The sequence below is a fragment of the Cloacibacterium caeni genome (assembly GCF_907163125.1).
In the GTDB taxonomy this organism is placed as follows: domain Bacteria; phylum Bacteroidota; class Bacteroidia; order Flavobacteriales; family Weeksellaceae; genus Cloacibacterium; species Cloacibacterium caeni_B.
The window spans coordinates 2,529,726-2,551,703 of sequence record NZ_OU015319.1 but is presented as its reverse complement, the minus strand read 5'-3'; the positions used below and the strand labels follow the sequence as shown (position 1 = coordinate 2,551,703).

Below are 21,978 nucleotides of genomic sequence, written 5' to 3'. Positions count from 1 at the left end.
GGTTATTAGCTTTTTGGGTTACAAGATTACAGCATTTTCTTATTTTATTTTAAGTTTTACAATTCAGTTATATCATTGAATATCAAGTTCAATCACATAACCTTCGTGACTTCTCACATTGATAAAATCTCCTTCATTAAAATACAAATACTGTCCTTTAATTCCTTTTAACACCCCTTCAAACTCTGGTTTAGAATCTAGGGTGAAAGAATTAATTTTCGCAGGTGCTTCATACGGAAAGTCTAAACGCACCATTTCTTGACCATCAATCGCAAAATTTTTAAAATCTTTAGGAAAAAGTTCTGCAATCTGATTTCGAAAATCTAATAAATCTACATCACTTTCTCTGTCATCTTGAAGCATTTTCCTCCAATTGGTTTTATCTGCAATATGTTTTTTGAGTTCTACTTCTATCATTCCAGCTTCATAGCGGTTTTCGGTTTTTGCAATAGGCAAGGCAAAAGTCGCTCCTTGATCAATCCAACGCGTTGGAACTTGACTTCCACGCGTTACCCCAACTTTTACATCACCTGTATAAGCCAAATAAACAATATGCGGTTGCAATTGTATCTCTTTTTCTACTTCTAAATCACGCTCTTCAATGCCAAGATGCGCTGTAGAAAGTTCTGGTTTTAGAATCGTTTCACTTGCATAAGGACTTTCGAAAAAACATTTTTTACAAAATCCCATTCTATAGATTTTTTCATCTTTACCACATTCTACACACTGATAACCAATATGTTTTATGGTAAAATTTTTACCAAATAGCTGATTCATAGAAATTAAGTCTCCAGAAAGATTGAGGTAATACTGAATTGGATTTCCGAGAACGGAAGACATTTTGAGAATTTGTCCTTTAAATTGCATTGCGAAAATTTTGAGTAAAAATAAGGAAAAAGATATTAAATCATTCGCTGATTTTGCAGATTGAGTAGATATAAATTAGAATCTATGCTATCTACTTATCTTTGAGAAAATTTATTTTATATTTGATTTGTAATCATTTTCAAATTCTTAAATTTGCTACTCTTTGTAAAACGCACAAATGAATTATTTAGTAACAGGCGGTTCTGGATTTATTGGTTCACATTTGGTAGAACATTTGTTGAAAGATGGACATTTTGTCATTTTTGAATAAAAGCTTTATATTTCCTTAAATTTTTAAGTCAAAGCGATAACTAATTTCACTATTCACCCAAAACAAAATACCAAAATGGCATAAAAATTTTTGTGGAATGGTTTTTGAGAAACAGATAAAACAATTATATTAGAACATTATTAAAAATTAAGTTTAGATTTTATAAATCTGTTGAAAATCAGATAGAAAAATTTTGAAATCTCACCTAATTTTATACTTTTGCAAAAAATTTAAATATTATGTATTGGACATTAGAATTAGCTTCATATTTAAGCGACGCACCTTGGCCGATGACTAAAGCAGAGCTTATCGATTATGCTATCAGAACAGGTGCACCAATGGAAGTAGTAGAAAATCTTCAAGCCATTGAAGACGAAGGAGAAATCTATGAAAGCATAGAAGAAGTCTGGAGTGATTATCCTACAGACGAAGACTTCCTCTGGAACGAAGACGAATACTAAAAAATGCAGTTGGCTGTCGGCAATCGGCAATCGGCTTTTTTTTGAATTTTTATAAATTTAACGTTAATATGGCTGAAGCATTTTGCTACTAGCCAAAAGCAATTATTATGAGTTTTTTAAATAAAGTTCTTCAAGGATTCTTAGGCGACAAAAACGCTAAAGACCTCAAAGAAATCAAAAAAGTTGTAGACAAAATTAAGAAAGTAGAGCCCGCAATTGCCGAGCTTTCGGATGATGAATTGAGAGCAAAAACTCAAGAATTCAAAGATAAAATTGATGCAGCTACAGAACACATTACCAATCAGGTAGTAGAAGTTCATGAGCAAATTGCAAAATCTTCTGACGTAGACGAAAAAGAAAAACTTTTTGGGCAAATTGAAACGCTGAAAAAGGATTCTTATCAAATTGAAGAAAAAGTTTTGAACGATATTCTTCCAGAAGCTTTTGCGGTTATCAAAGAAACTGCAAGAAGATTGGCTCAAAATGGCGGACTTACCGTTACAGCAACTGAGCATGACCAAGAATTAGCTGCTGCTAAAGATTTTGTAGAAATTAAAGGAGACAAAGCTTTCTGGAAAAATAAATGGGATGCTGCTGGTAAAGAAGTAGTTTGGGACATGGTTCACTATGACACCCAATTTATCGGTGGGGTTGCACTTCACAGTGGTAGAATCGCCGAAATGGCAACTGGTGAAGGTAAAACTTTAGTAGGAACGCTACCTATTTACTTAAATGCACTTCCTGGTCGTGGTGTTCACGTAGTTACCGTGAATGATTACTTGGCAAAAAGAGACTCGGCTTGGATGGGTCCAATTTATCAGTTCCACGGTTTAAGCATCGATTGTATCGATTTACATCAACCTAATACTGATGCGAGAAGAAAAGCTTATCAAGCAGATATCACTTATGGAACCAATAATGAGTTCGGTTTTGACTATTTAAGAGACAACATGGTTTCTTCGCCTGAAGAATTAGTTCAAGGTGAATTAAATTTTGCAATTGTAGACGAAGTTGACTCTGTATTAATTGATGATGCGAGAACTCCACTCATTATTTCTGGACCAATTCCTCAAGGTGACAGACAAGAATTCGATGTTTTAAAACCATCTGTAGACAGAATTGTAGCTGTTCAGAAACAAATCGTTTCTAATTTATTAACCGAAGCGAAGAAATTAATTGCTGCAGGTAATAAAACAGACGGTGGTTTTAAACTTTTGCAAGCTTACAGAGGTTTGCCTAAAAACAAACACCTCATCAAATTCCTTTCAGAAGAAGGAATAAGAGTGCTTTTACAAAAAACAGAAGGAGAATACATGCAAGACAATAGCAAGAGAATGCGTATTGTAGATAAAGATCTTTATTTTGTAATCGACGAGAAAAATAATCAAATAGACCTTACAGACAAAGGTGTAGAATATATGTCTCAAGGGAACCAAGATGCCAATTTCTTCGTTTTAGAAGACATCGGAACCTTGATTGCTGAACTAGAGGCAAAAAATCTTACTAAAGAAGAAGAATTTGCTCAAAAAGAAGAACTTTTCAGAAATTATGCAGTAAAATCGGAAAGAATTCACACTTTAAATCAACTATTAAAAGCATATACTTTATTCGAAAAAGATGATGAATATGTAGTCATCGATGGAGAAGTAAAAATTGTAGACGAGCAAACTGGACGTATCATGGAAGGAAGACGTTATTCTGACGGACTTCACCAAGCGATTGAAGCTAAAGAAAATGTAAAAATCGAAGCAGCTACACAAACTTTCGCTACCATTACGTTACAGAACTACTTCAGAATGTATAACAAATTAGCTGGGATGACTGGTACTGCAGAAACTGAAGCAGGAGAATTCTGGCAAATTTATAAATTAGACGTAGTAGTAATTCCTACCAACAGACCAATCATCAGAGATGATAGACAAGATTTAGTTTATAAAACCAACAGAGAAAAATTCAATGCAGTAATTGACGAAATCGAAAGACTTACTGCAGCAGGAAGACCAATACTCGTTGGTACAACTTCTGTAGAAATTTCTCAGTTCTTGTCAAAAGCACTTCAATTAAGAAAAATCCCGCATAATGTATTGAATGCGAAATTGCACAAGAAAGAAGCTGACATCGTAGCTGAAGCTGGTAGAGCTGGTGTAGTAACTATTGCTACCAACATGGCTGGTCGTGGTACCGACATTAAACTTCAAGGAGACGTAAAAGCAAACGGAGGTTTAGCAATTATAGGTACTGAAAGACACGATTCTAGACGTGTAGACAGACAGTTAAGAGGTAGAGCTGGTAGACAAGGAGACCCAGGAAGTTCTCAATTCTATGTTTCTCTGGAAGATAACTTAATGAGACTTTTCGGTTCTGAAAGAATCGCAAAAATGATGGATAAAATGGGACACAAAGAAGGCGAAGTTATTCAGCACTCTATGATTACCAAATCTATCGAAAGAGCTCAGAAAAAAGTAGAAGAAAACAACTTCGGTATCAGAAAAAGATTGCTAGAATATGATGATGTAATGAACAAACAACGTGATGTAATCTACAAACGTAGAAAAAATGCATTGTTTGGCGACCATTTAAAATATGACATCATTAATACCATTTATGATGTAGCAGCATCTATCGTAAGCAATACAAAAGGAGGCAACCAATTCAAAGAATTTGAATACGAAATCATCAAATTCTTCACGATGGAAGCTCCACTTACTGAAGCTGAATTCAAGGCAAAAACTGAAAAAGAAATCACAGATATCGTTTTCAAAAAAGCAGAAGAAGATTATAAAAACAGATTGGTTTTATTGAAAGAAAACTCTTTCCCAATCATAGAAAATGTGTTCAAACAGCAAGGTCACATGTTCAAAAACGTACAAGTACCTTTCTCTGACGGAACCAAAACACTTACCATCGTTACTGATCTTAAGCAAGCTTATGAAACTCAGTGCGAATCTATGATTAATGATTTCGAGAAGAATATCTGTTTAACCATTATAGACGAAAACTGGAAACATCACCTTAAAGAAATGGATGATTTACGTAAATCTTCACAAGGTGCAGTTTATGAGCAAAAAGACCCATTGGTAATTTACAAACAAGAGTCTTTCCATTTGTTCAGCGAAATGATGGATAAAGTAAACAAAGAAATTATTTCTTTCTTATTCAAAGGAGAAATTCCTACTTCTTAAGACTTAAAATCCTTATATTTATAAAAAACCGAAGAAATTCTTCGGTTTTTTTTAGTTAAATAATGTTAATCATTAGTCTAGATGATGATAAAAGTAATATTTTTGTTTTAATCAAAATCAATAAAATATGAAAAAACTAACAACTATTTTTGCGCTCGCTATATGCGCTCTTGCGTTCTCTCAATCACAAAAAAATGAAATCAAACTCAATCTTTTAAACTCTATTATTGGTGCTCCTGAAATTACGTACGAAAGATTACTTCAAAACAATCAATCAGTAGGTATTTCTGCAGCAGTTTCTCTTGATTCTAAGGAAAACCTTTATTTCAATTATGGTTTTGCACCTTATTACAGAATTTATTTTGGCAAAAAAGAAAATGCAGGGTTCTTTGTAGAAGCCAATACTTCTCTTACCAATTATCATTACGAGAATTATGATAACAATAATTACCAAATACTTGGTTGGAAAAACGAAACCAATTTTGGTTTTGGAGCAGCCATTGGTTTTAAATTATTGACCAGCAATAATTTAGTTGGCGAAGTTTTTGGCGGTTTAGGAAGAAGATTTTGTGTAAAAAATACAGATGATGCCTTCCCAAGAATTGGCATCTCTATTGGTAAAAGATTTTAACTATTACTGTAATAAAAATAAAAACTTCTTCGTTATTAGTAAATGAAGAAGTTTTTTTTATTTTTGATGAGTTTTTTACTCGTTTCTTGTAACGGACAAGAAAATAAAGTTTCAAAGAAAAAAAATCTTAAAATGGAAAACAAAAATCTAGAATATGCTACGTTTGGTGGCGGTTGTTTTTGGTGTGTAGAAGCATGTTTTGACATGTTAAAAGGTGTAGAATCTGTAACATCTGGCTATTCTGGTGGTCATAAAGAAAACCCTACTTACGAAGAAGTTTGTACAGGTGAAACGGGTCATGCAGAAGTGGTACAAATTGCCTTTGACCCGAAAGTAATTTCTTTTTCTCAGTTGTTAGAATCTTTTTGGTTCTTGCATAATCCTACTACACTTAATAGACAAGGAGAAGATGTAGGAACACAATATCGTTCTGTAATTTTTTATCACTCTGAAAAACAAAAAGAAGAATCAAAAATTTCTTTAGAAAATTCAGAAAAATCAGGAAAATGGAACGGAAAATATGTCACCGAAATTGTTCCTTTTGAAAAATTCTGGAGCGCAGAGAAATATCACCAAAATTATTTTGAAATCAATCCTAATCAGCCTTATTGCAGCGCTGTAGTAGGTCCAAAAGTAGCCAAATTCAAAAAACATTTCGGCGAATTAGGGTTACTGAAATAAACAAAATCCATCAAGTTGATGGATTTATTTTTTTCTGAAAATATAATAACCCGCTTCAGAAGGATGATCTTGAACATAATCTTCAGGATTTTCTTTTTTGATGAGATTATATATCATTAAATCACCAGCAGCTGCTCCACTAAAGAAAATTCCAAAAATAGTTAAACCAAAATTTCCTATTAAAATTCCTACAATCGCAGGAAAAATTCCTAAAATTACTAATGGTGCAAGTAATGCTATAATGTAATGTTTAATTTTTAAAGGTTCTTTACAATGACAATAAGGTGTTAGCATTTTCAAAAGAACACCAAATTTTACAGATTTAAAACCTTTAGAAGCATATTTTGCAAAGAAAATTCCATGGATTAATTCATGAATAACAATCCCGAAAACTGGAATAAATACAGAGAGAAACAATCTGATTAAAAAACTTTCAGATTTTATAATATGAAAATAATCAATCCCCCAAATTAAATAAAATGGCAACAAGAAAATAAATGAAAAAAATAAAAAGTATTTGATTGCTACAAAATTTGCCTTAACTAAATCTATCGTTTGCTTTTCTTGTGTGTAATTTTCAAAATTCATAATAACTCGTTTATTAGTTACTTAAGATTTGTGGAAATTGTTACATTCTCACCATTTCTGTATGTGGAATATCATCTTCCAAATATTTTTTCCCAGTGTCTTGAAACCCAAAATCACTATAAAATTTAATGAGATAATCTTGTGCAGAAATTCTACATTCAGTGGTGCTAAATCTGGTTTCTATCGTTTCTAAAGCAAATTGGATAAGAGTTTTTCCTAATTTTAAATTTCTAAAATCAGGATGAGTAAGAACTCTTCCGATGGAAGTTTCTGGATATTTTACACCTTCAGGAAAAATTCTGCAATATGCTACTACTTTCCCTTCTTTTTCTGCAAAAAGATGAAGCGCTTTCTGGTCATACCCATCTGCATCTAAGTAATAACAAGTTTGCTCTACTACAAAAACCTCTTGTCTCACTTTCAAAATCTCATACAATTCATGAATAGATAACTCTTCGAATGATTTTATTTTCCAGATAATGTCTTTCATTTTAATAGAAATCTTTAAGCTTAAAAAAGTTTTTTAGGAGAACTTCACTTTATTTTTAACCAGATAAGCATTGGTTTTTTCAATAAATTTCAGAATTTCATCACCACCCATTTTCTTTTCGGCTGAAGTAATATAAATATCTGGTAAATCTTCCCAAGTTTCTAGAAGTTTGGTTTTATATACTTCTACATTTCTGTCTGCAGCTCCTGGTTTTAACTTATCTTGCTTGGTAAAAACGATAGAAAACGGCACTCCATTTTCTCCGCACCATTCCATAAATTCTAAATCTATTTTTTGAGGAGTATGTCTTATATCAACTAAAACAAAAAGGTTTACCAAATTTTTTCTATTCAGAATATAATTGGTGATGAGTTTTTCAAAATCTTTTCTCAAACTTTTAGAAACCTTAGCATAACCATAGCCAGGTAAATCAGTGAGATACCAATTTTCATTCACCAAAAAATGATTAATCAATTGTGTTTTACCAGGAGTTTGCGAAGTTTTTGCCAAATCTTTATGATTCATAATGGCATTGATTAACGAAGATTTCCCCACGTTACTTCTCCCGATAAAAGCATATTCAGGAATCGTAGGTTCTGGGCATTCTTGCCATTTCCCACTAGATTTTACAAAGTTTACAGTCTTTACTATCATATTCAAAAAATGGAAGCTTTTCAACTTCCATCATTATTTTTTCTTCTTAATTCTAAATTTTATCTTTTAACCAGTTGTAAAGAATTTCATTAAATTCTTCTGGTTTTTCCATCATCGCAGCATGACCGCATTCATCTAACCAGAACAAATCTGAATTAGGAATTTGTCTATCCATTTCTTCTGCTACATCTGGTGGAGTCACTCCGTCTTGTTTTCCCCAAATAATACAAGTTGGTTGTTTTATTTTTGGCAAATCATGCAACATATTATGTTTGATGGCACTTTTCGCTAAAAGCACTGTTTTAATGCCTTTCATTCTATCATTTACCACCGCGAAAACCTCGTCTACTAATTCATCTGTAGCTACTTTCGGATCAAAGAAAACTTCTTCTGTTTTCTTTTTGATATAGTCTCTATCTCCTCTTCTTGGGAAAGTTTCTCCAAAACTTTTTTCGTACAAACCAGAACTTCCTGTTAAAACTAAAGAATGCACTAACTCTGGATTAGCTAATGTAAGAATAAGGCCAATATGACCACCCATAGAATTCCCCACTAAAGTAACAGGTTGTCCTATTTTATCTTTTATAAATCTTGCTACATATTTTGCGATGCTGGTAAGATTAGTATTCAGCACTGGCAAATCATAAATAGGAAGTTGCGGAACATAAACTTTATAGCCTCTTTCTGAGAAATAAGTAATCATTTTATCAAAATTACTTAAGCCTCCCATCAATCCGTGTAGAAGTACCATAGGATGACCTTCTCCGCTTTCTATAAATGTATATTTCTTCTCCTTTTTGGTATTAAAAATCATATAACGTATCTGTCGCAAAAATACAAAAAAAATGGAATTTTGACCGGTTTTTGTTATGTTAATTTCATTTAAAGTATGTCAATTGGGCATACATCTACCCTCATATCACACTCATTTATTAACATTTTATTAATCAACAAGTTAGCTACATAAAGCTCTATAGGTAAAAAGTTATCAACATTAAGTTAAAAAGTGGGAAAAAGTGGGAAATTTTAGAAAATAATAAATAAATTTGCTCCAAATGATTCATTTCTACGAAACATATGAATGCAAGATTGATGACAAAGGCAGAATAAAGCTTCCTTCGTCATTAGTAAAACTATTGCAAAGTTCTGAGGATAAGAACTTTGTAATTAAACGTGCTGTGTTTCAGAATTGCTTAGAAGTTTACCCGATGCAGCCTTGGGAAAAACTGATGAAAAAGATAAACGGACTGAACCGTTTCGTGAAAAAGAATGCAGATTTCATCAGAATGTTTACCGCCGGTGTAAAAAACGTAGAGCTGGATTCTTCTGAGAGAATTCTTATTCCAAAAGATTTAAAACAATTTGCCAATCTTCATAAAGAAATAGTGATTTCTGGAGCAGGTGAACTGTTTGAAATTTGGGACAAAGAAGCGTATGAAAAAGTAATTGCTACCAACGAAGTTGATTTCGGGATACTAACCGAAGAAGTGATGGGCGACATCAATTTTGACGAAGAATAATCTCTACAACTCAATTTTATAATTTTTTAAATCTAATAGAATGTATCACAATCCTGTATTATTAAAGGAAAGTATAGACGCTCTCATCACTAATCCTGATGGAGTTTACGTAGATGTAACTTTCGGTGGAGGTGGCCATTCTCGTGAAATACTAAAAAGACTTTCCAGCAAAGGAAAGCTATACAGTTTTGACCAAGATTTAGACGCGCTTAACAATTCAATTGATGATGAAAGATTTACATTAATCAATCAGAATTTTAGATTTTTAGAAAATTCTCTTTTGATGTACGGCGTAACTGAAGTAGACGGAATTTTAGGAGATTTAGGCGTTTCTTCTCATCAGTTTGATGCTGCAGAACGTGGTTTTTCTACCAGAAGTGATGCACCTCTAGACATGAGAATGAACGTGATGCAACATCTGGACGCGAGAAAAGTAGTAAATGAATATGAAGAAGAACATTTGGCCGATATTTTCTACTACTATGGCGAGATAAGAGAAGCCAGAAAACTGGCTAGAGAAATTGTTCATGCTAGGAAATCAAAGGAAATTGTAACCACCGAAGATTTGAAAAAAGTCTTTAGTTATATTCCTCAATTTAAGCAAAATAAATTTTTTGCACAGTTATTCCAAGCAATTAGAATAGAGGTAAACCAGGAGCTAGAAGTTTTAAAAGAAATGCTGCTACAGTCTTATAAAATCTTGAAAAAAGAAGGAAGATTAGTGGTGATTTCTTATCATTCTTTAGAAGACAGATTGGTAAAACGTTTCCTAAAAAATGGAATGTTCGAAGGAGAACCACAACGAGATATTTATGGAAATTATGCTAAAGCTTTTGAATTGTTAAAAAACAAAGCCATCATTCCAACAGAAGAAGAAATAGAAGAAAATTCTAGAGCAAGAAGCGCAAAAATGCGTATAGGAATAAAAATATAATTAAAATCAGACAAAGTCTGTGGCAAAAAGAGTAACATATAATAAAAAACCGAAGAAACTTACTTTCATGGACATCATGAAGGGAAATTTCTTAAACCGTGATGAAGTTAAAGTTCATTACAAATATTTTTTACTCATTTTTTCCTTAATGATGATTATGATTTACAGCAATCACTTGGTCAACAAAAAAATAGAAACCGTAAACCAACTTAAAGAACAAGCAGAAGAATATAAATCTAGAAATGCTTATGCACAAAGCAGATTGATTAAAGTAAGAATGGAAAGTGAACTAAGCAAAGAAATGGAAGGAGATTCTTTGATGTCTTTAGAAAATCATCCACATAAACTTTTAATAAAAGTAGACAGTTTAGAAAATGGCGATAAATAGTAATGAATATGACATCAAACGCGGAAAAGCGTTAAAATGGGGTTACCTTTTTGCAGGGGTAGCTTTCATCGTATTTATTATGTTTTTGGCGAGAATTCTTTTTCTACAAAATACCAATGTAGAAGAATTTGAAGACAATTATATCAGTAAAAATTACAGAGAAGCCACTTTAAAAGCTGCTCGTGGAAACCTTTTTGCATCAGATGGTTCTATTTTAGCAACTACCGTAATGAGATACGATGCGTATATCGATTTTAAGACCATCAAAGATTCTGTTTACGACAATAATATTGGCGCATTGACTGATTCATTAAGCCAAATGTTTGGAAAACCAAGGGTTCATTACCGAAAAATATTTGACGAACAAAAAAAGAAGAAAAATCAATATTTTTCATTGGTTAGAGGTTTAGATTTTGACCAATATGACAGAATTAAAAAATTCCCAATTTTCAGTAAAAAAGATAAAAAAACAGGGAAATTTAAGAAAAATAGATGTCTCATTATCGATAGAAAATTCCGAAGAGAACTGGCAACTGCTCAAATTGGTGCTGGAACCATAGGAATGGATAACGAGATTGGAAAATCTGGATTGGAAGGCGCTTTTTCTAAATATCTTACCGGAACAGATGGCAAAAGATTAGAGCAAAGAATCAATTCATCTCAGTGGAAACCAATTGATTACTGGAAAGTTCAAGACCCAATTGACGGTCAAGATGTTTACACCACAATAGATTTAAGAATTCAAGATATTGCTCATTCTGCTTTAGAAAAACAACTGCTACATTTCGAAGCAGATCATGGTTCTGTTCTCGTGATGGAAACCGCTACGGGAAAAGTAAGAGCTATGGTAAACCTTAGAAGAAATGAAGAAGGAAATTATATAGATGCTTACAATTATGCACTGAAAGATGCTACAGAACCAGGTTCTACATTTAAGACGGTTTCGCTTTTAGCGGCAATGGACGATGGTTTCATAGATGAAAATACCAAAATCAATATTGGTGGAATTTCTTGGACTTATTTCAGCCAAAAAATTACAGATTCTCACGCAGGTGGAACCTATGACATCAGTGATATTTTAGCACAATCAAGTAACATTGGTGCGGCAAAAATCATCACACAGCATTATGCAGATAAACCAGATGTTTTCTTAAAGCATCTAAAAAGATGGAAACTTTTTGAAAAATTAGAAATCGAACTTCCTGGTGTTACCAAACCTTCAATTGTAACGCCAGAAAATAAAAGATGGAATAAAGCTACATTGGCTTCTCTAGGATATGGTTATAGTGTGAGCCTCAATTTATTACAGCTCACTACATTCTATAACGGAATTGCCAACAAAGGAAAAATGGTGAAGCCACTTTTCATAGAAAAAATCATGAAAGATGGTAAAACTTCATACGAAGCGGAACCGCAAGTTTTGGTGGACAAAATGGCTTCAACTGAGGCGATTAATCTAATGACTGCGATGCTTACAAAAGCGGTAGAAAAAGGAACCGCAAAAAGTATTTTTACGCCAAACATCAAATTGGCAGGAAAAACAGGAACCGCAAGGTTTGAATATTGGAAACCAGGACCAACAAAATATCAGGCAAGTTTTGCAGGATTTTTCCCAGCAGATAATCCTAAATACACTTGTATTGTGATGGTTAACCAACCAAAAACATCAAAAGGATATTATGGTTCAGTAGTTTCGGCGCCAGTTTTTAAAGAAATTGCAGGAAAAGTGTTCCTTAAAACACCACTTAATGTAGAAAAAGAGCTTTTAGTTGATAAAAAGGTGAACCTTAATAAAATGCTAGAACCCAATGTAAAGGTAAACGTGAAAAACGGAGTTCTACCAAATCTAAAAGGTTTAATGGGCAAAAACATTATTCCACAATTAGAAAACCAAGGTTACCGAGTTGATTATAAAGGTGTTGGAAAAATAAAAAATCAGTTCCCAATGGCTGGAACTGTCATTAATAAAAACCAAAGAATTTATTTGGAATTACAGAATTAAAATGATTTTATCAGAATTATTACATAAAATTCCCGTTTTAGAAACTTTTGGAAATCTAAGTTCGGAAGTTTCAGAAATTGTATTCGATAGCAGAAAAGTTACCGAAGGTTCGCTTTATGTTGCTGTAAAAGGGACAGTTTCAGACGGACATTCTTATATTTCTTCGGCAATCGAAAAGGGAGCGAAAACCATTGTTTGCGAAGTTTTACCAGAAAAATTAATCGATGGAATTAACTATATTCAAGTTAAAAATTCATCTAAAACTTTAGGCAAACTCGCTGCTAACTTTTATGGAAATCCTTCTGAAAATCTGAAATTAATCGGGATTACTGGAACCAACGGAAAAACCACCGTTTCTACTCTACTTTTTGATATTTTCAAAAATTTAGGTTATCAAAGTGCGCTGATTTCTACCGTAGAATACAGAATTGGTGATGAAATTATTCCTTCAACTCACACCACTCCAGATGTAATCCGATTGAACCAAATGTTGGCAAAAGCTGTAGAAAGCGGTTGCGAATATGCTTTTATGGAAGTTTCTTCTCACGGAATTCACCAAGACAGAATTGAAGGTTTACACTTTACTGTGGCTGGTTTCACCAATCTTACGCATGATCATCTTGATTATCATAAAACGTTTGAAGAATATCTGAAAACCAAAAAAAGATTCTTTGACGAATTACCAGAAACCGCGGTAGCTATAACGAATGCTGATGATAAAAATGGCGATGTAATGCTACAAAACACCAAAGCGAAAAAGAAAGATTACGCTTTGAAAACTTTGGCAGATTATCACGGAAAAATTTTAGAAGTTGATTTCAACGGAATGCTTCTAAATTTCAACGGAAAAGAATTTTGGACGACTTTAACTGGGAAATTCAATGTTTATAATTTGCTTTTGGCTTTTGCAATTGCGGTAGAATTAGGATTTAATGAAGAAGAAGTTTTACAAGCGATTTCAACTCTAAAAAGAGTGAATGGCAGATTTGAAACCATAAAATCTGATGGCGGAATTTTCTTCATTGTAGATTATGCTCACACTCCAGATGCTTTGGAAAATGTTTTAGATTCCATCAACGAAATCAGAACCAAAAACGAAAGATTAATTACCGTTTTCGGTTGTGGCGGAGATAGAGACCATGCAAAAAGACCAGAAATGGGGAAAATTGCAACCAGAAAATCTACTTTGGCCATCATTACCACAGACAATCCGAGAACTGAAAATCCTCAAGATATTATCAAAGAAATTGAAGCAGGTGTAGAACCGCAGAATTTCAGCAAATACACTTCTATTCCAGACAGAAGAGAAGCGATAAAGATGGCAATAAAATTCGCTGAGCCAAAAGATATTGTTCTCGTTGCAGGAAAAGGTCACGAAACGTATCAGGAAATCAATGGAGTGAGACATCATTTTGATGATAAAGAAACGATTATAGAACTATATAAATTGATGTCGAAGTAATTTGATGATGAAAAAAATATTTAAAATATTATTAGCTGTCATTTCAATCCTTGTTGTAGGAGTTTTGATGTTGTATCTATTTACAAACAAGTTTGAAAGAAAGTTAAATATTTTAGATTGTGAAGGTATTTATTACAAAGGATTATTTGAAAAATCAAAACATGGATATTTAGATTTTTCGGAAAATAATGCTAAAGTTGATATTACAAACTGTCTTTGTGAAAAATACATTAAAAATAAAGATACTGCTTACAAAAAAGAAATAATAAAATTATATGATAACATTGGGCTAAAATGGGAAAAATATGAAAAGCCAAATATTAATGCTGATACAATATGTAAATATAGAGGTCAAATATTTATCCAAGCCTTTGACTTGTAAACATTAAAATTAAACAAATGCTATACTATCTATACGAATATCTTACCAATCACGGAATTCACATTCCTGGATTAAACTTACTGAAATACATCTCTTTCAGAGCGGCTTTTGCTGTGCTTTTGTCATTGCTGATTGCTCTGGTTTATGGTAAAAAAATCATCAATTATCTGCGCAACAAACAGATGGGAGAATTGGTAAGAGATCTCGGGTTAGAAGGACAAAAACAAAAAGAAGGTACACCTACAATGGGAGGTTTCATTATCATTTTTGCCACCATTATTCCTGTGCTTTTATTTACAAAATTTAATATTTATGTTCTTCTGTTAATTGTTTCTATGCTTTGGATGGGCGCCATCGGTTTTATAGATGATTATCTCAAAAAAATAAAGAAAAATAAAGACGGATTAAGCGGGATTTTTAAAATTATTGGTCAAGTTGGTTTAGGACTAATCGTAGGAGTTACCATGTATTTTCATCCAGACATTACCATCAAAAGAAAATATGCTGATGCTCACGAAATCAATAGAACAAGCGTTTCTCAAAACTTCGCTCCAGCCGAAAGAGAAACCATTTCTACTGTTCCATTTATGAAAAATAATGAATTTGACTACAGCAAAATTCTTTTCTGGATGGACGAATCTTCACAAGAAGAATGGGCTTGGATTATTTTTATTCCACTGGTAATTTTCATTGTGACCGCTGTTTCTAATGGAGCCAATATTACAGACGGAATTGATGGACTTGCTGCAGGAACGAGTGTGGTAATTTTAGGAACACTTGCCTTTTTTGCCTACCTCTCAGGAAACATCATTTTCGCTGATTATCTGAATATTATGTTCCTTCCGAACATGGGAGAAACCACCATTTTCGCAGTTGCTCTAATTGGAGCAACCATAGGATTTTTCTGGTACAACACTTATCCAGCTCAAGTTTTCATGGGTGACACTGGTAGTTTAATGTTAGGAGGTGTAATTGCAGTTTTGGCAATTATCTTAAGAAAAGAATTATTGATTCCAGTTTTATGCGGGATTTTCTTAATCGAAAATCTTTCAGTAATGCTGCAAGTAGCGGTTTTTAAATACAGAAAGAAAAAGTACGGATTAGAGTACGCTCAGAATAACAGATTGTTTAAAATGTCTCCACTTCATCACCATTATCAGAAAAGTGGTTTCCATGAAAGCAAAATTGTTAACAGAATGATTATCATAGGAGTTATGTTGGCAATTATCTGTTTAATAACACTGAAAATTAGATAAAAATTAAGTTCCACAGGAACGAAAGATATGAGAACGTTGGATTCAATCCAACAAAATAAAAAGGTTTGAAATAAAAATCAAAATGGAAAAAATGAAAGTCGTAATTCTAGGAGGAGGAGAAAGTGGAGTGGGCGCTGCAATTTTGGCTAAAACAAAAGGTTTGGAAGTTTTTCTTTCAGACAAAGGCGAAATTAAAGAGAGTTACAAAAAAGTTTTGGTAGAAAACGGAATCGAGTTTGAAGAAAAAAACCACGATGAAGAAAGAATTCTAGCTGCAGATTGGGTTATAAAATCTCCAGGAGTTCCTAAGAAAGCTGAAATGGTTCAAAAAATCAAAGCAAAAGGAATCAGACTTTCTTCGGAGATAGAATTCGGTGCAGAATTTACCAATGCCAAAATCATCGCCATCACAGGAAGTAATGGGAAAACTACTACTACATCGCTCATTTATCACATTCTGAAAAATGACAACTTGAATGTAGGTTTAGGTGGAAACATCGGCAAAAGTTTCGCAATGCAAGTTGCGCAAGAGAATTTTGACTATTATGTGTTAGAAGTAAGCAGCTTCCAATTAGATGATATTCAGAATTTTAGACCTTACATTTCTTTATTGTTGAATTTGAGTCCAGACCATCTTGACCAATACAATTACAACTACGAAGAATACGCTTTGGCAAAATTCAGAATTGCCGAAAATCAAGAAAATGACAATTATTTCATCTACAATAAAGATGATGAAATGAGTCAAAAACTGCTTCAAGAAATAGATTTAAGAGTGAAGCAAATTCCTTTCTCTATGAAGGAAAAATTAGAAGAAGGAGGTTATACAGAAGAGGAAAAAATTGTGGTAAAACTTCACGATGAGTTTTCTATGAAAATAGAAGATTTATCTCTGATGGGAACGCATAATGTTGCCAATAGTTTAGCTGCTTCTATCGCTAGTAAATTATTGAATATCAGCAATGAGAGCATTAGAAATTCTCTAATGACTTTCCAAGCGGTAGAACACAGATTAGAAGGTGTGGCAGAAATTAATGGTGTAAAATTCATTAACGATTCTAAAGCAACCAATGTAAACGCTACCTACTATGCTTTAGAAAGCATGAAAACACCAACGGTTTGGATTGTAGGTGGAACAGACAAAGGAAATGATTATACAGAAATAGAAGATTTAGTAAAAAGAAAAGTAAAAGCGATTGTTTGTCTTGGATTGGATAATTCTAAAATCATAGAATTTTTCAAAGACAAAAAAGACATTATCGTAGATACTTCTAGCATGGAAGAAGCGGTGAAAACTGCGAAATCTCTAGCAGAAAAAGGTGATACCGTTTTACTTTCTCCTTGTTGTGCAAGTTTTGATTTATTCAATAACTATGAACATAGAGGACAATTATTTAAAGAAGAAGTTTTAAAAAACAATTAAAAAAAAGCCACGAAGTGGCGATAAGAAATAAAATAGGATTTCAATCCTATAAATAAAGAATGGAACAACAAGAAAACAAATTTGAACTTTTAAAAGGCGACAAAGTGCTTTGGATGGTGATTATTTTAATCTCCTTCTTTTCCGTGTTCCCTGTATATTCTGCAAGTTCTAACTTAGAATACATTGTGCAGAATGGTACAACTACGGGACACGTCATCAAGCACATGTTTTTTGTTTTCTTAGGTTTAGCAATCATGAGAGCTGTTGGAACAGTAAAATACGAACACATCGGAAAACTGAGCAGTATCCTTCTCGGGATTATGGTGATTTTACTGTTTGTAACCATGTTTACGGGACAAAAAATCGACGGAGCGTCTGCTTCTCGTTGGTTAAAAATCCCTGGAACTCCTATTTCTTTTCAGCCATCAAGCTTTGCATACCTCATGTTAATTATCTATTTGTGCAGATATTTAACTAAAAAAATTAAAAGAGAAAGACTTCCGATAGAGAACATATTTTACATTTTCGGACCAGTTTTATTGGTATTTATTTTAGTTGCAAAAGACAATGGTTCTACCGCTTTGATGATTCTAATGGTTTCATTAGCAGTAATGTTGGTTGGTCAACTTTCCTCCAAATACATTTTAGGATTTTTAGGAATTTCAGGACTTTTTGTGGGAATTTTCTTGTTTTTAGCTTTAAAAACAGATTTAATTGGCAGCAATCGTGTTCATACTTGGGTAAGTAGAATAGAAACTTTTGCCAATTCTAAGAAAAATGCCAATGTAGAAGACGAAACTGTAAAAGCAAAAAACTATCAGGTAAACCAAGCAAAAGCAGCCATAGTTCACGGCGGAATTACAGGAATGGGACCAGGAAAATCTGCATTGAAACAGATGCTTCCACAGTCTGCTTCTGATTTTATTTTCGCCATTATTGTAGAAGAATATGGTTTTTTTGGAGCATTTGCACTCATCACTTTATACATGATTATGATGATTAGGATTGTGATGATTGCCAGTAAAATGCGGGCATTTTTTGGAAGTTTATTGGTGCTCAGTTTAGGAATTATGATTTTCGTGCAATTAGCAGTAAATATTGCTGTAGCGGTAAATCTTATTCCAGTAACAGGACAACCGTTGCCTTTAATAAGTTATGGAGGAACTTCTATGCTGGTGACTTATCTTCAATTAGGAATTATTCTGAATGTAAGTTCAAGAATTCTCACTTTCGAAGAAGAAGGAATGGGCAAAAAACAAAATGTAGAAGAAATAAATGATATAGCGTAAAATTAAACGATTGAACGAGTTGTAATCTTTAAATATTTCAATTCTTAAATCTTTAAATCAAGATAATATGAGTGGAAAATTAAAAGTTTTAATGAGTGGTGGTGGAACAGGTGGTCACATCTTTCCTGCCGTTGCAATTGCGCAGGAAATACAAAAACGTTTTCCTGATGCGGAATTTTTGTTCATGGGAGCCAATGGAAAAATGGAGATGGAAAAAGTTCCACAATCAGGTTTCAAAATTGAAGGATTAAATATTGCTGGCTTTGACAGAGGAAATCTTTTGGCTAATATTAATTTACCGTTTAAGGTGATTTCTAGTTTGCTTAAAGCTAGAAAAATCATCAAAGCATTCCAACCAGATTTTGCGGTTGGAACAGGAGGTTTTGCAAGCGGTCCCGCTTTATTCATTGCTGCGAGAATGGGAATCCCTACTTTTATTCAAGAGCAGAATTCTCTTCCTGGGAAAGCCAATATTTTCAATGCTAAAAAAGCAAAAACCGTTTTCACCGCCTATCCAAATATGGAAAAATTCTTCCACGGAACGAAAACATTATTTTTAGGAAATCCTATCAGAAAAAACATTATTACTGATATCATTGACAGCGATTTAGCCAAAGAAAAATTAGGTTTAGAAAAAGGGAAATTAACGATACTTTCAGTAGGCGGTTCTTTAGGTTCTAGAACTTTAAACAACGGCTGGAAAGAAAACATTGATAAAGTTTTAGAAAAAAATTACCAACTCATTTGGCAAACAGGTAAACTAGATTATAAAAATATTTTAGAAGAAACGAAAGACATTCACAGCAGAAACATGCAAATTGTAGAATTTATTAAAAACATGGAAATAGCTTATTCTGCGGCAGATGTAATTGTTTCTAGAGCTGGAGCGATTGCGATTTCGGAATTAGCCATTGCTAAAAAGCCAGTTTTGCTTGTTCCTTTTCCTTTTGCGGCAGAAGATCATCAAACCAAAAACGCTCAGACTTTGGTAGACAAAAACGCTGCTAAAATGGTGAAAGACACAGAGATGAAAGAGAAATTCTGGAACACGCTTTCAGAAATTTGTGAAAATGAATCTTTGAGAAAAGAAATGGCTCAAAATTTAGAATTTTTTGCAAAACCAAAAGCGACAGAAGAAATTGTGAAAGAGATTTTTAAAAATTTGAATATTAAAGAGTAAACGTCTGTCATTCTGAGCGAAACAAAATGTAGTGAAGAATCTATTTAAAGATTTTTCATTCCGTTTCACTCCATTCAAAATGACAAAACGTAAAACATAAAAGAAATGAAAAACTATCAAAACTTTTACTTCGTAGGAATCGGTGGAATCGGGATGTCTGCTTTGGCAAGATATTTCCATGCTGCTGGGAAAAATGTTTTGGGTTATGATAAAACCGAAACCAAACTCACTACAGAGCTTCAGAAGGAAGGAATTTCTATCACTTTTGAAGATGTGGTAGATGAGAAAATTTCGTCTTTGAAGAAAGAAGAAACATTAGTGATTTATACACCTGCGATTAAAGTTTTGGGAATTTTAGATTATTTTAATGAAAATGGTTTTGAAGTTTTAAAACGTGCAAAAGTTCTAGGAATGATTACCGAAGATACCAATTGTATCGCAGTAGCTGGAACGCATGGCAAAACTACTACTTCAAGTTTGGTAGCACATCTTTGCAAAGTGGCGAATCTTCCATTTTCTGGATTTTTAGGTGGAATTGCAGAAAATTACAAGTCAAATTTCATTTTTAACGGAACAGAAATGTCTGTTTTAGAAGCTGATGAATATGACAGAAGTTTCCTAAATCTTTCACCAGATTGGGCAATTATTACTTCTATTGATGCAGACCATCTTGATATTTATGGAGATACAGAAACCATAGAACAAGGATTTAGAGATTTTGCAGATTTAGTGCCAGAAAACGACCAACTTTTTGTGAGAAAAGGTGTAAATATTGGCAGACCTTGTAGAACATATGCGGTAAATGAAGAAGCTGATTATTATTCTGATAATCTGCACATTGTAGACGGTTGGATGATGTTTGATTTTCATGCGGGCGAACAAACCGTAGAATTTGCTTGGCAAATTCCGGGAACACATAATGTGGAAAATGCAACGGCTGCGATTGCAGTTTTGCACAATTTGGGAGCAGATTTTACAGCTTTACAAGAAGGGATTTCTAGTTTCAAAGGAATTAAAAGACGTTATACCAAACATATTTTTGAAAACGGTAAGATTTATGTAGATGATTATGCACACCACCCAACAGAACTGAATGCGGTGATTGGTTCCATCAGAACTTTTAACCCAAATAAAAAACTGTTGGTAGCGTTTCAGCCACATTTATTCAGCAGAACCAGAGATTTTGCAGATGGTTTTGCAGAAAGTTTAGCAGCAGCAGATGAATTGTTATTATTAGACATTTATCCAGCAAGAGAATTACAAAAAGATTTTGAAGGGGTAACTTCTGATTGGTTGCTAGAAAAAGTACAGTTAGAGAAAAAAGAAGTGTGCAGTTTGAGCGAAGCTTTTGACAAAATCAAAGAAAAAGATTTTGATATTTTGCTTACAGTAGGTGCAGGAAACATAGACACTTTGTATGACCCAATTATGAATTGGATTGGTACATTGAAAAAATAAAAATAGAAAAAACTCGGACGTAAGTTTATGAAAAACAAGTGGAGAATTCTCAAAATTTTTGTCACAGTAGTCATCTTCGGATTTCTATTGAGCTTCTCTTTGAAGAGATTCAATGACCGAAAAATTGATGAGCAATCTATCATCGTAAAATTAAATGATAGCTCCTCTCCTGTTTATTTTGTAGACGAAAAAGACATTAGAACGATTGTAGAAAGATATAATACCACAAAAAAAGTGGGCGATGTAGATATCCCGAGTTTAGAAAAAAAATTAAACGAATTGCCTGCTGTAGATAGCGCAAACGTTTATTTAAATTTAAATGGAAAACTGAATGTAGACATCAAACAAAGAGTTCCCGTTTTTAGATTAAATAATGGAGGAAAAGGATTTTATGTAGACAAAAAAGGAATAGAATTCCCAATTTCTAAAACATACTCTCATCCTTGCATGCTGGTTTCTGGCGACGTGAAGAAGAAAGAGTATAAAAAACTCATTGAGTTAATAGAAAAAATAAACAAAGACAGTTTCTGCAAAAATTTCTTTGTAGGCATTACAAAAGAAAACGGAAACTTCAATCTTGCAACCAGCGATGGAAATTATAAAGTAGAAATCGGTGATTTAGATAGAATAGATTTTAAAGTAAAAGGTTTTAAAACATTTGTAGAAAAATATTTGGTGTATCAAGCTCCAGAAAAATATTCTAAAATTTCTGTGAAATATGATAACCAAATCGTAACCACTCTTAATTCTGGTTATAAACCCGAAGAAGACAGTTTACAAACAAATGAACAAAACATAATAAACACCGTAACAGGAACACAAAAAACCGAAGAAAAAACAACTAATTAAAAAAAGAGAA

General features: G+C 33.2%; 21 protein-coding genes and 1 pseudogene. 17 read left to right on the top strand and 5 right to left on the bottom strand.

What is annotated here, in order from left to right; translation table 11 throughout:
• Positions 1-72: 72 nt before the first annotated feature.
• Positions 73-867 carry a DUF2797 domain-containing protein gene (locus KKQ79_RS11840; protein WP_213190310.1) on the bottom strand — a complete coding sequence of 265 codons (795 nt, stop codon included), beginning with the start codon at positions 865-867 and terminating at the stop codon, positions 73-75.
• A gap of 178 nt (positions 868-1,045) precedes the next feature.
• Here KKQ79_RS11840 and KKQ79_RS11835 point away from each other — a divergent pair.
• From KKQ79_RS11835 to msrA, 5 genes and pseudogenes are all read left to right on the top strand, one after another.
• Positions 1,046-1,129, top strand: a pseudogene (locus tag KKQ79_RS11835) (NAD-dependent epimerase/dehydratase family protein); the annotation flags it as partial.
• 248 nt (positions 1,130-1,377) lie between these two features.
• Positions 1,378-1,599 carry a DUF2795 domain-containing protein gene (locus tag KKQ79_RS11830; protein ID WP_002662059.1) on the top strand — a complete coding sequence of 74 codons (222 nt, stop codon included), beginning with the start codon at positions 1,378-1,380 and terminating at the stop codon, positions 1,597-1,599.
• Between the two features lie 107 nt (positions 1,600-1,706).
• Positions 1,707-4,781: a preprotein translocase subunit SecA gene (gene secA, locus KKQ79_RS11825; RefSeq protein ID WP_213190309.1), complete on the top strand. Its 3,075-nt coding sequence runs from the start codon at positions 1,707-1,709 to the stop codon at positions 4,779-4,781.
• Between the two features lie 127 nt (positions 4,782-4,908).
• Complete coding sequence (locus tag KKQ79_RS11820; protein WP_213190308.1) at positions 4,909-5,412, top strand: DUF3575 domain-containing protein; 504 nt, start codon at positions 4,909-4,911, stop codon at positions 5,410-5,412.
• Between the two features lie 42 nt (positions 5,413-5,454).
• Positions 5,455-6,093, top strand: coding sequence for a peptide-methionine (S)-S-oxide reductase MsrA (gene msrA / locus KKQ79_RS11815; protein WP_213190307.1), 639 nt, complete (start codon positions 5,455-5,457; stop codon positions 6,091-6,093).
• A 24-nt stretch (positions 6,094-6,117) separates the two neighbouring features.
• Here msrA and KKQ79_RS11810 read toward each other — a convergent pair whose 3' ends face one another.
• Genes KKQ79_RS11810 through KKQ79_RS11795 form a run of 4 tightly spaced genes read right to left on the bottom strand, consistent with a single transcriptional unit; the run spans position 6,118 to position 8,639 of the window.
• Positions 6,118-6,681, bottom strand: a complete 564-nt coding sequence (locus tag KKQ79_RS11810; RefSeq protein WP_213190306.1) for a DUF3267 domain-containing protein — start codon at positions 6,679-6,681, stop codon at positions 6,118-6,120.
• 40 nt (positions 6,682-6,721) lie between these two features.
• Positions 6,722-7,171: a GNAT family N-acetyltransferase gene (locus tag KKQ79_RS11805; protein WP_213190305.1), complete on the bottom strand. Its 450-nt coding sequence runs from the start codon at positions 7,169-7,171 to the stop codon at positions 6,722-6,724.
• A gap of 33 nt (positions 7,172-7,204) precedes the next feature.
• Positions 7,205-7,825, bottom strand: a complete 621-nt coding sequence (gene yihA / locus KKQ79_RS11800) for a ribosome biogenesis GTP-binding protein YihA/YsxC (protein WP_213190304.1) — start codon at positions 7,823-7,825, stop codon at positions 7,205-7,207.
• Positions 7,826-7,877: 52 nt separating this feature from the next.
• A complete protein-coding gene (locus tag KKQ79_RS11795) occupies positions 7,878-8,639 on the bottom strand; it encodes an alpha/beta fold hydrolase (protein WP_213190303.1) in 762 nt (253 codons plus the stop codon).
• A gap of 241 nt (positions 8,640-8,880) precedes the next feature.
• On the opposite strand from KKQ79_RS11795, the gene mraZ reads away from it, so the two are divergent.
• The 12 genes from mraZ (at position 8,881) to KKQ79_RS11735 (ending at position 21,968) form a co-directional block, all read left to right on the top strand.
• Positions 8,881-9,345 (top strand): division/cell wall cluster transcriptional repressor MraZ, encoded by a 465-nt coding sequence (mraZ, locus tag KKQ79_RS11790; protein WP_213190302.1) that lies wholly within the window; start codon positions 8,881-8,883, stop codon positions 9,343-9,345.
• Between the two features lie 40 nt (positions 9,346-9,385).
• Positions 9,386-10,279 carry a 16S rRNA (cytosine(1402)-N(4))-methyltransferase RsmH gene (gene rsmH / locus KKQ79_RS11785; protein ID WP_213190301.1) on the top strand — a complete coding sequence of 298 codons (894 nt, stop codon included), beginning with the start codon at positions 9,386-9,388 and terminating at the stop codon, positions 10,277-10,279.
• Positions 10,280-10,298: 19 nt separating this feature from the next.
• Positions 10,299-10,667: an FtsL-like putative cell division protein gene (locus KKQ79_RS11780; RefSeq protein ID WP_213190300.1), complete on the top strand. Its 369-nt coding sequence runs from the start codon at positions 10,299-10,301 to the stop codon at positions 10,665-10,667.
• Positions 10,654-12,669: a penicillin-binding transpeptidase domain-containing protein gene (locus KKQ79_RS11775; RefSeq protein ID WP_213190299.1), complete on the top strand. Its 2,016-nt coding sequence runs from the start codon at positions 10,654-10,656 to the stop codon at positions 12,667-12,669. Before KKQ79_RS11780 ends, KKQ79_RS11775 begins: the two co-directional genes overlap by 14 nt.
• Before the next feature lies 1 nt (position 12,670).
• Positions 12,671-14,131 (top strand): UDP-N-acetylmuramoyl-L-alanyl-D-glutamate--2,6-diaminopimelate ligase, encoded by a 1,461-nt coding sequence (locus KKQ79_RS11770; RefSeq protein ID WP_213190298.1) that lies wholly within the window; start codon positions 12,671-12,673, stop codon positions 14,129-14,131.
• 4 nt (positions 14,132-14,135) lie between these two features.
• Complete coding sequence (locus KKQ79_RS11765) at positions 14,136-14,513, top strand: hypothetical protein (protein WP_213190297.1); 378 nt, start codon at positions 14,136-14,138, stop codon at positions 14,511-14,513.
• Positions 14,514-14,530: 17 nt separating this feature from the next.
• On the top strand, positions 14,531-15,769 hold the full coding sequence (gene mraY / locus KKQ79_RS11760) for a phospho-N-acetylmuramoyl-pentapeptide-transferase (RefSeq protein WP_213190296.1): 1,239 nt from the start codon (positions 14,531-14,533) through the stop codon (positions 15,767-15,769).
• Positions 15,770-15,860: 91 nt separating this feature from the next.
• Complete coding sequence (gene murD / locus KKQ79_RS11755; protein WP_213190295.1) at positions 15,861-17,192, top strand: UDP-N-acetylmuramoyl-L-alanine--D-glutamate ligase; 1,332 nt, start codon at positions 15,861-15,863, stop codon at positions 17,190-17,192.
• Between the two features lie 59 nt (positions 17,193-17,251).
• A complete protein-coding gene (locus KKQ79_RS11750; protein WP_213190294.1) occupies positions 17,252-18,481 on the top strand; it encodes an FtsW/RodA/SpoVE family cell cycle protein in 1,230 nt (409 codons plus the stop codon).
• Positions 18,482-18,548: 67 nt separating this feature from the next.
• Positions 18,549-19,661, top strand: coding sequence for an undecaprenyldiphospho-muramoylpentapeptide beta-N-acetylglucosaminyltransferase (gene murG / locus KKQ79_RS11745; RefSeq protein WP_213190293.1), 1,113 nt, complete (start codon positions 18,549-18,551; stop codon positions 19,659-19,661).
• Between the two features lie 105 nt (positions 19,662-19,766).
• A complete protein-coding gene (gene murC, locus KKQ79_RS11740; protein WP_430982098.1) occupies positions 19,767-21,119 on the top strand; it encodes a UDP-N-acetylmuramate--L-alanine ligase in 1,353 nt (450 codons plus the stop codon).
• 27 nt (positions 21,120-21,146) lie between these two features.
• The gene (locus KKQ79_RS11735) at positions 21,147-21,968 is read left to right on the top strand and encodes a cell division protein FtsQ/DivIB (RefSeq protein ID WP_213190292.1); all 822 of its coding nucleotides are present in this window, start codon (positions 21,147-21,149) and stop codon (positions 21,966-21,968) included.
• Positions 21,969-21,978 lie beyond the last annotated feature (10 nt).

Coding starts and splice junctions, on each gene's coding strand:
- secA (WP_213190309.1), top strand. CDS start 1,707: ATGAGTTTTTTAAATAAAGTTCTTCAAGGATTCTTAGGCGACAAAAAC.
- KKQ79_RS11810 (WP_213190306.1), bottom strand. CDS start 6,681: ATGAATTTTGAAAATTACACACAAGAAAAGCAAACGATAGATTTAGTT.
- rsmH (WP_213190301.1), top strand. CDS start 9,386: ATGTATCACAATCCTGTATTATTAAAGGAAAGTATAGACGCTCTCATC.
- murG (WP_213190293.1), top strand. CDS start 18,549: ATGAGTGGAAAATTAAAAGTTTTAATGAGTGGTGGTGGAACAGGTGGT.
- msrA (WP_213190307.1), top strand. CDS start 5,455: ATGAAGAAGTTTTTTTTATTTTTGATGAGTTTTTTACTCGTTTCTTGT.
- KKQ79_RS11820 (WP_213190308.1), top strand. CDS start 4,909: ATGAAAAAACTAACAACTATTTTTGCGCTCGCTATATGCGCTCTTGCG.
- murC (WP_430982098.1), top strand. CDS start 19,767: ATGAAAAACTATCAAAACTTTTACTTCGTAGGAATCGGTGGAATCGGG.
- KKQ79_RS11840 (WP_213190310.1), bottom strand. CDS start 867: ATGCAATTTAAAGGACAAATTCTCAAAATGTCTTCCGTTCTCGGAAAT.
- KKQ79_RS11830 (WP_002662059.1), top strand. CDS start 1,378: ATGTATTGGACATTAGAATTAGCTTCATATTTAAGCGACGCACCTTGG.
- KKQ79_RS11765 (WP_213190297.1), top strand. CDS start 14,136: ATGATGAAAAAAATATTTAAAATATTATTAGCTGTCATTTCAATCCTT.
- KKQ79_RS11775 (WP_213190299.1), top strand. CDS start 10,654: ATGGCGATAAATAGTAATGAATATGACATCAAACGCGGAAAAGCGTTA.
- KKQ79_RS11750 (WP_213190294.1), top strand. CDS start 17,252: ATGGAACAACAAGAAAACAAATTTGAACTTTTAAAAGGCGACAAAGTG.
- KKQ79_RS11770 (WP_213190298.1), top strand. CDS start 12,671: ATGATTTTATCAGAATTATTACATAAAATTCCCGTTTTAGAAACTTTT.
- murD (WP_213190295.1), top strand. CDS start 15,861: ATGAAAGTCGTAATTCTAGGAGGAGGAGAAAGTGGAGTGGGCGCTGCA.
- KKQ79_RS11805 (WP_213190305.1), bottom strand. CDS start 7,171: ATGAAAGACATTATCTGGAAAATAAAATCATTCGAAGAGTTATCTATT.
- KKQ79_RS11735 (WP_213190292.1), top strand. CDS start 21,147: ATGAAAAACAAGTGGAGAATTCTCAAAATTTTTGTCACAGTAGTCATC.
- yihA (WP_213190304.1), bottom strand. CDS start 7,825: ATGATAGTAAAGACTGTAAACTTTGTAAAATCTAGTGGGAAATGGCAA.
- mraZ (WP_213190302.1), top strand. CDS start 8,881: ATGATTCATTTCTACGAAACATATGAATGCAAGATTGATGACAAAGGC.
- mraY (WP_213190296.1), top strand. CDS start 14,531: ATGCTATACTATCTATACGAATATCTTACCAATCACGGAATTCACATT.
- KKQ79_RS11795 (WP_213190303.1), bottom strand. CDS start 8,639: ATGATTTTTAATACCAAAAAGGAGAAGAAATATACATTTATAGAAAGC.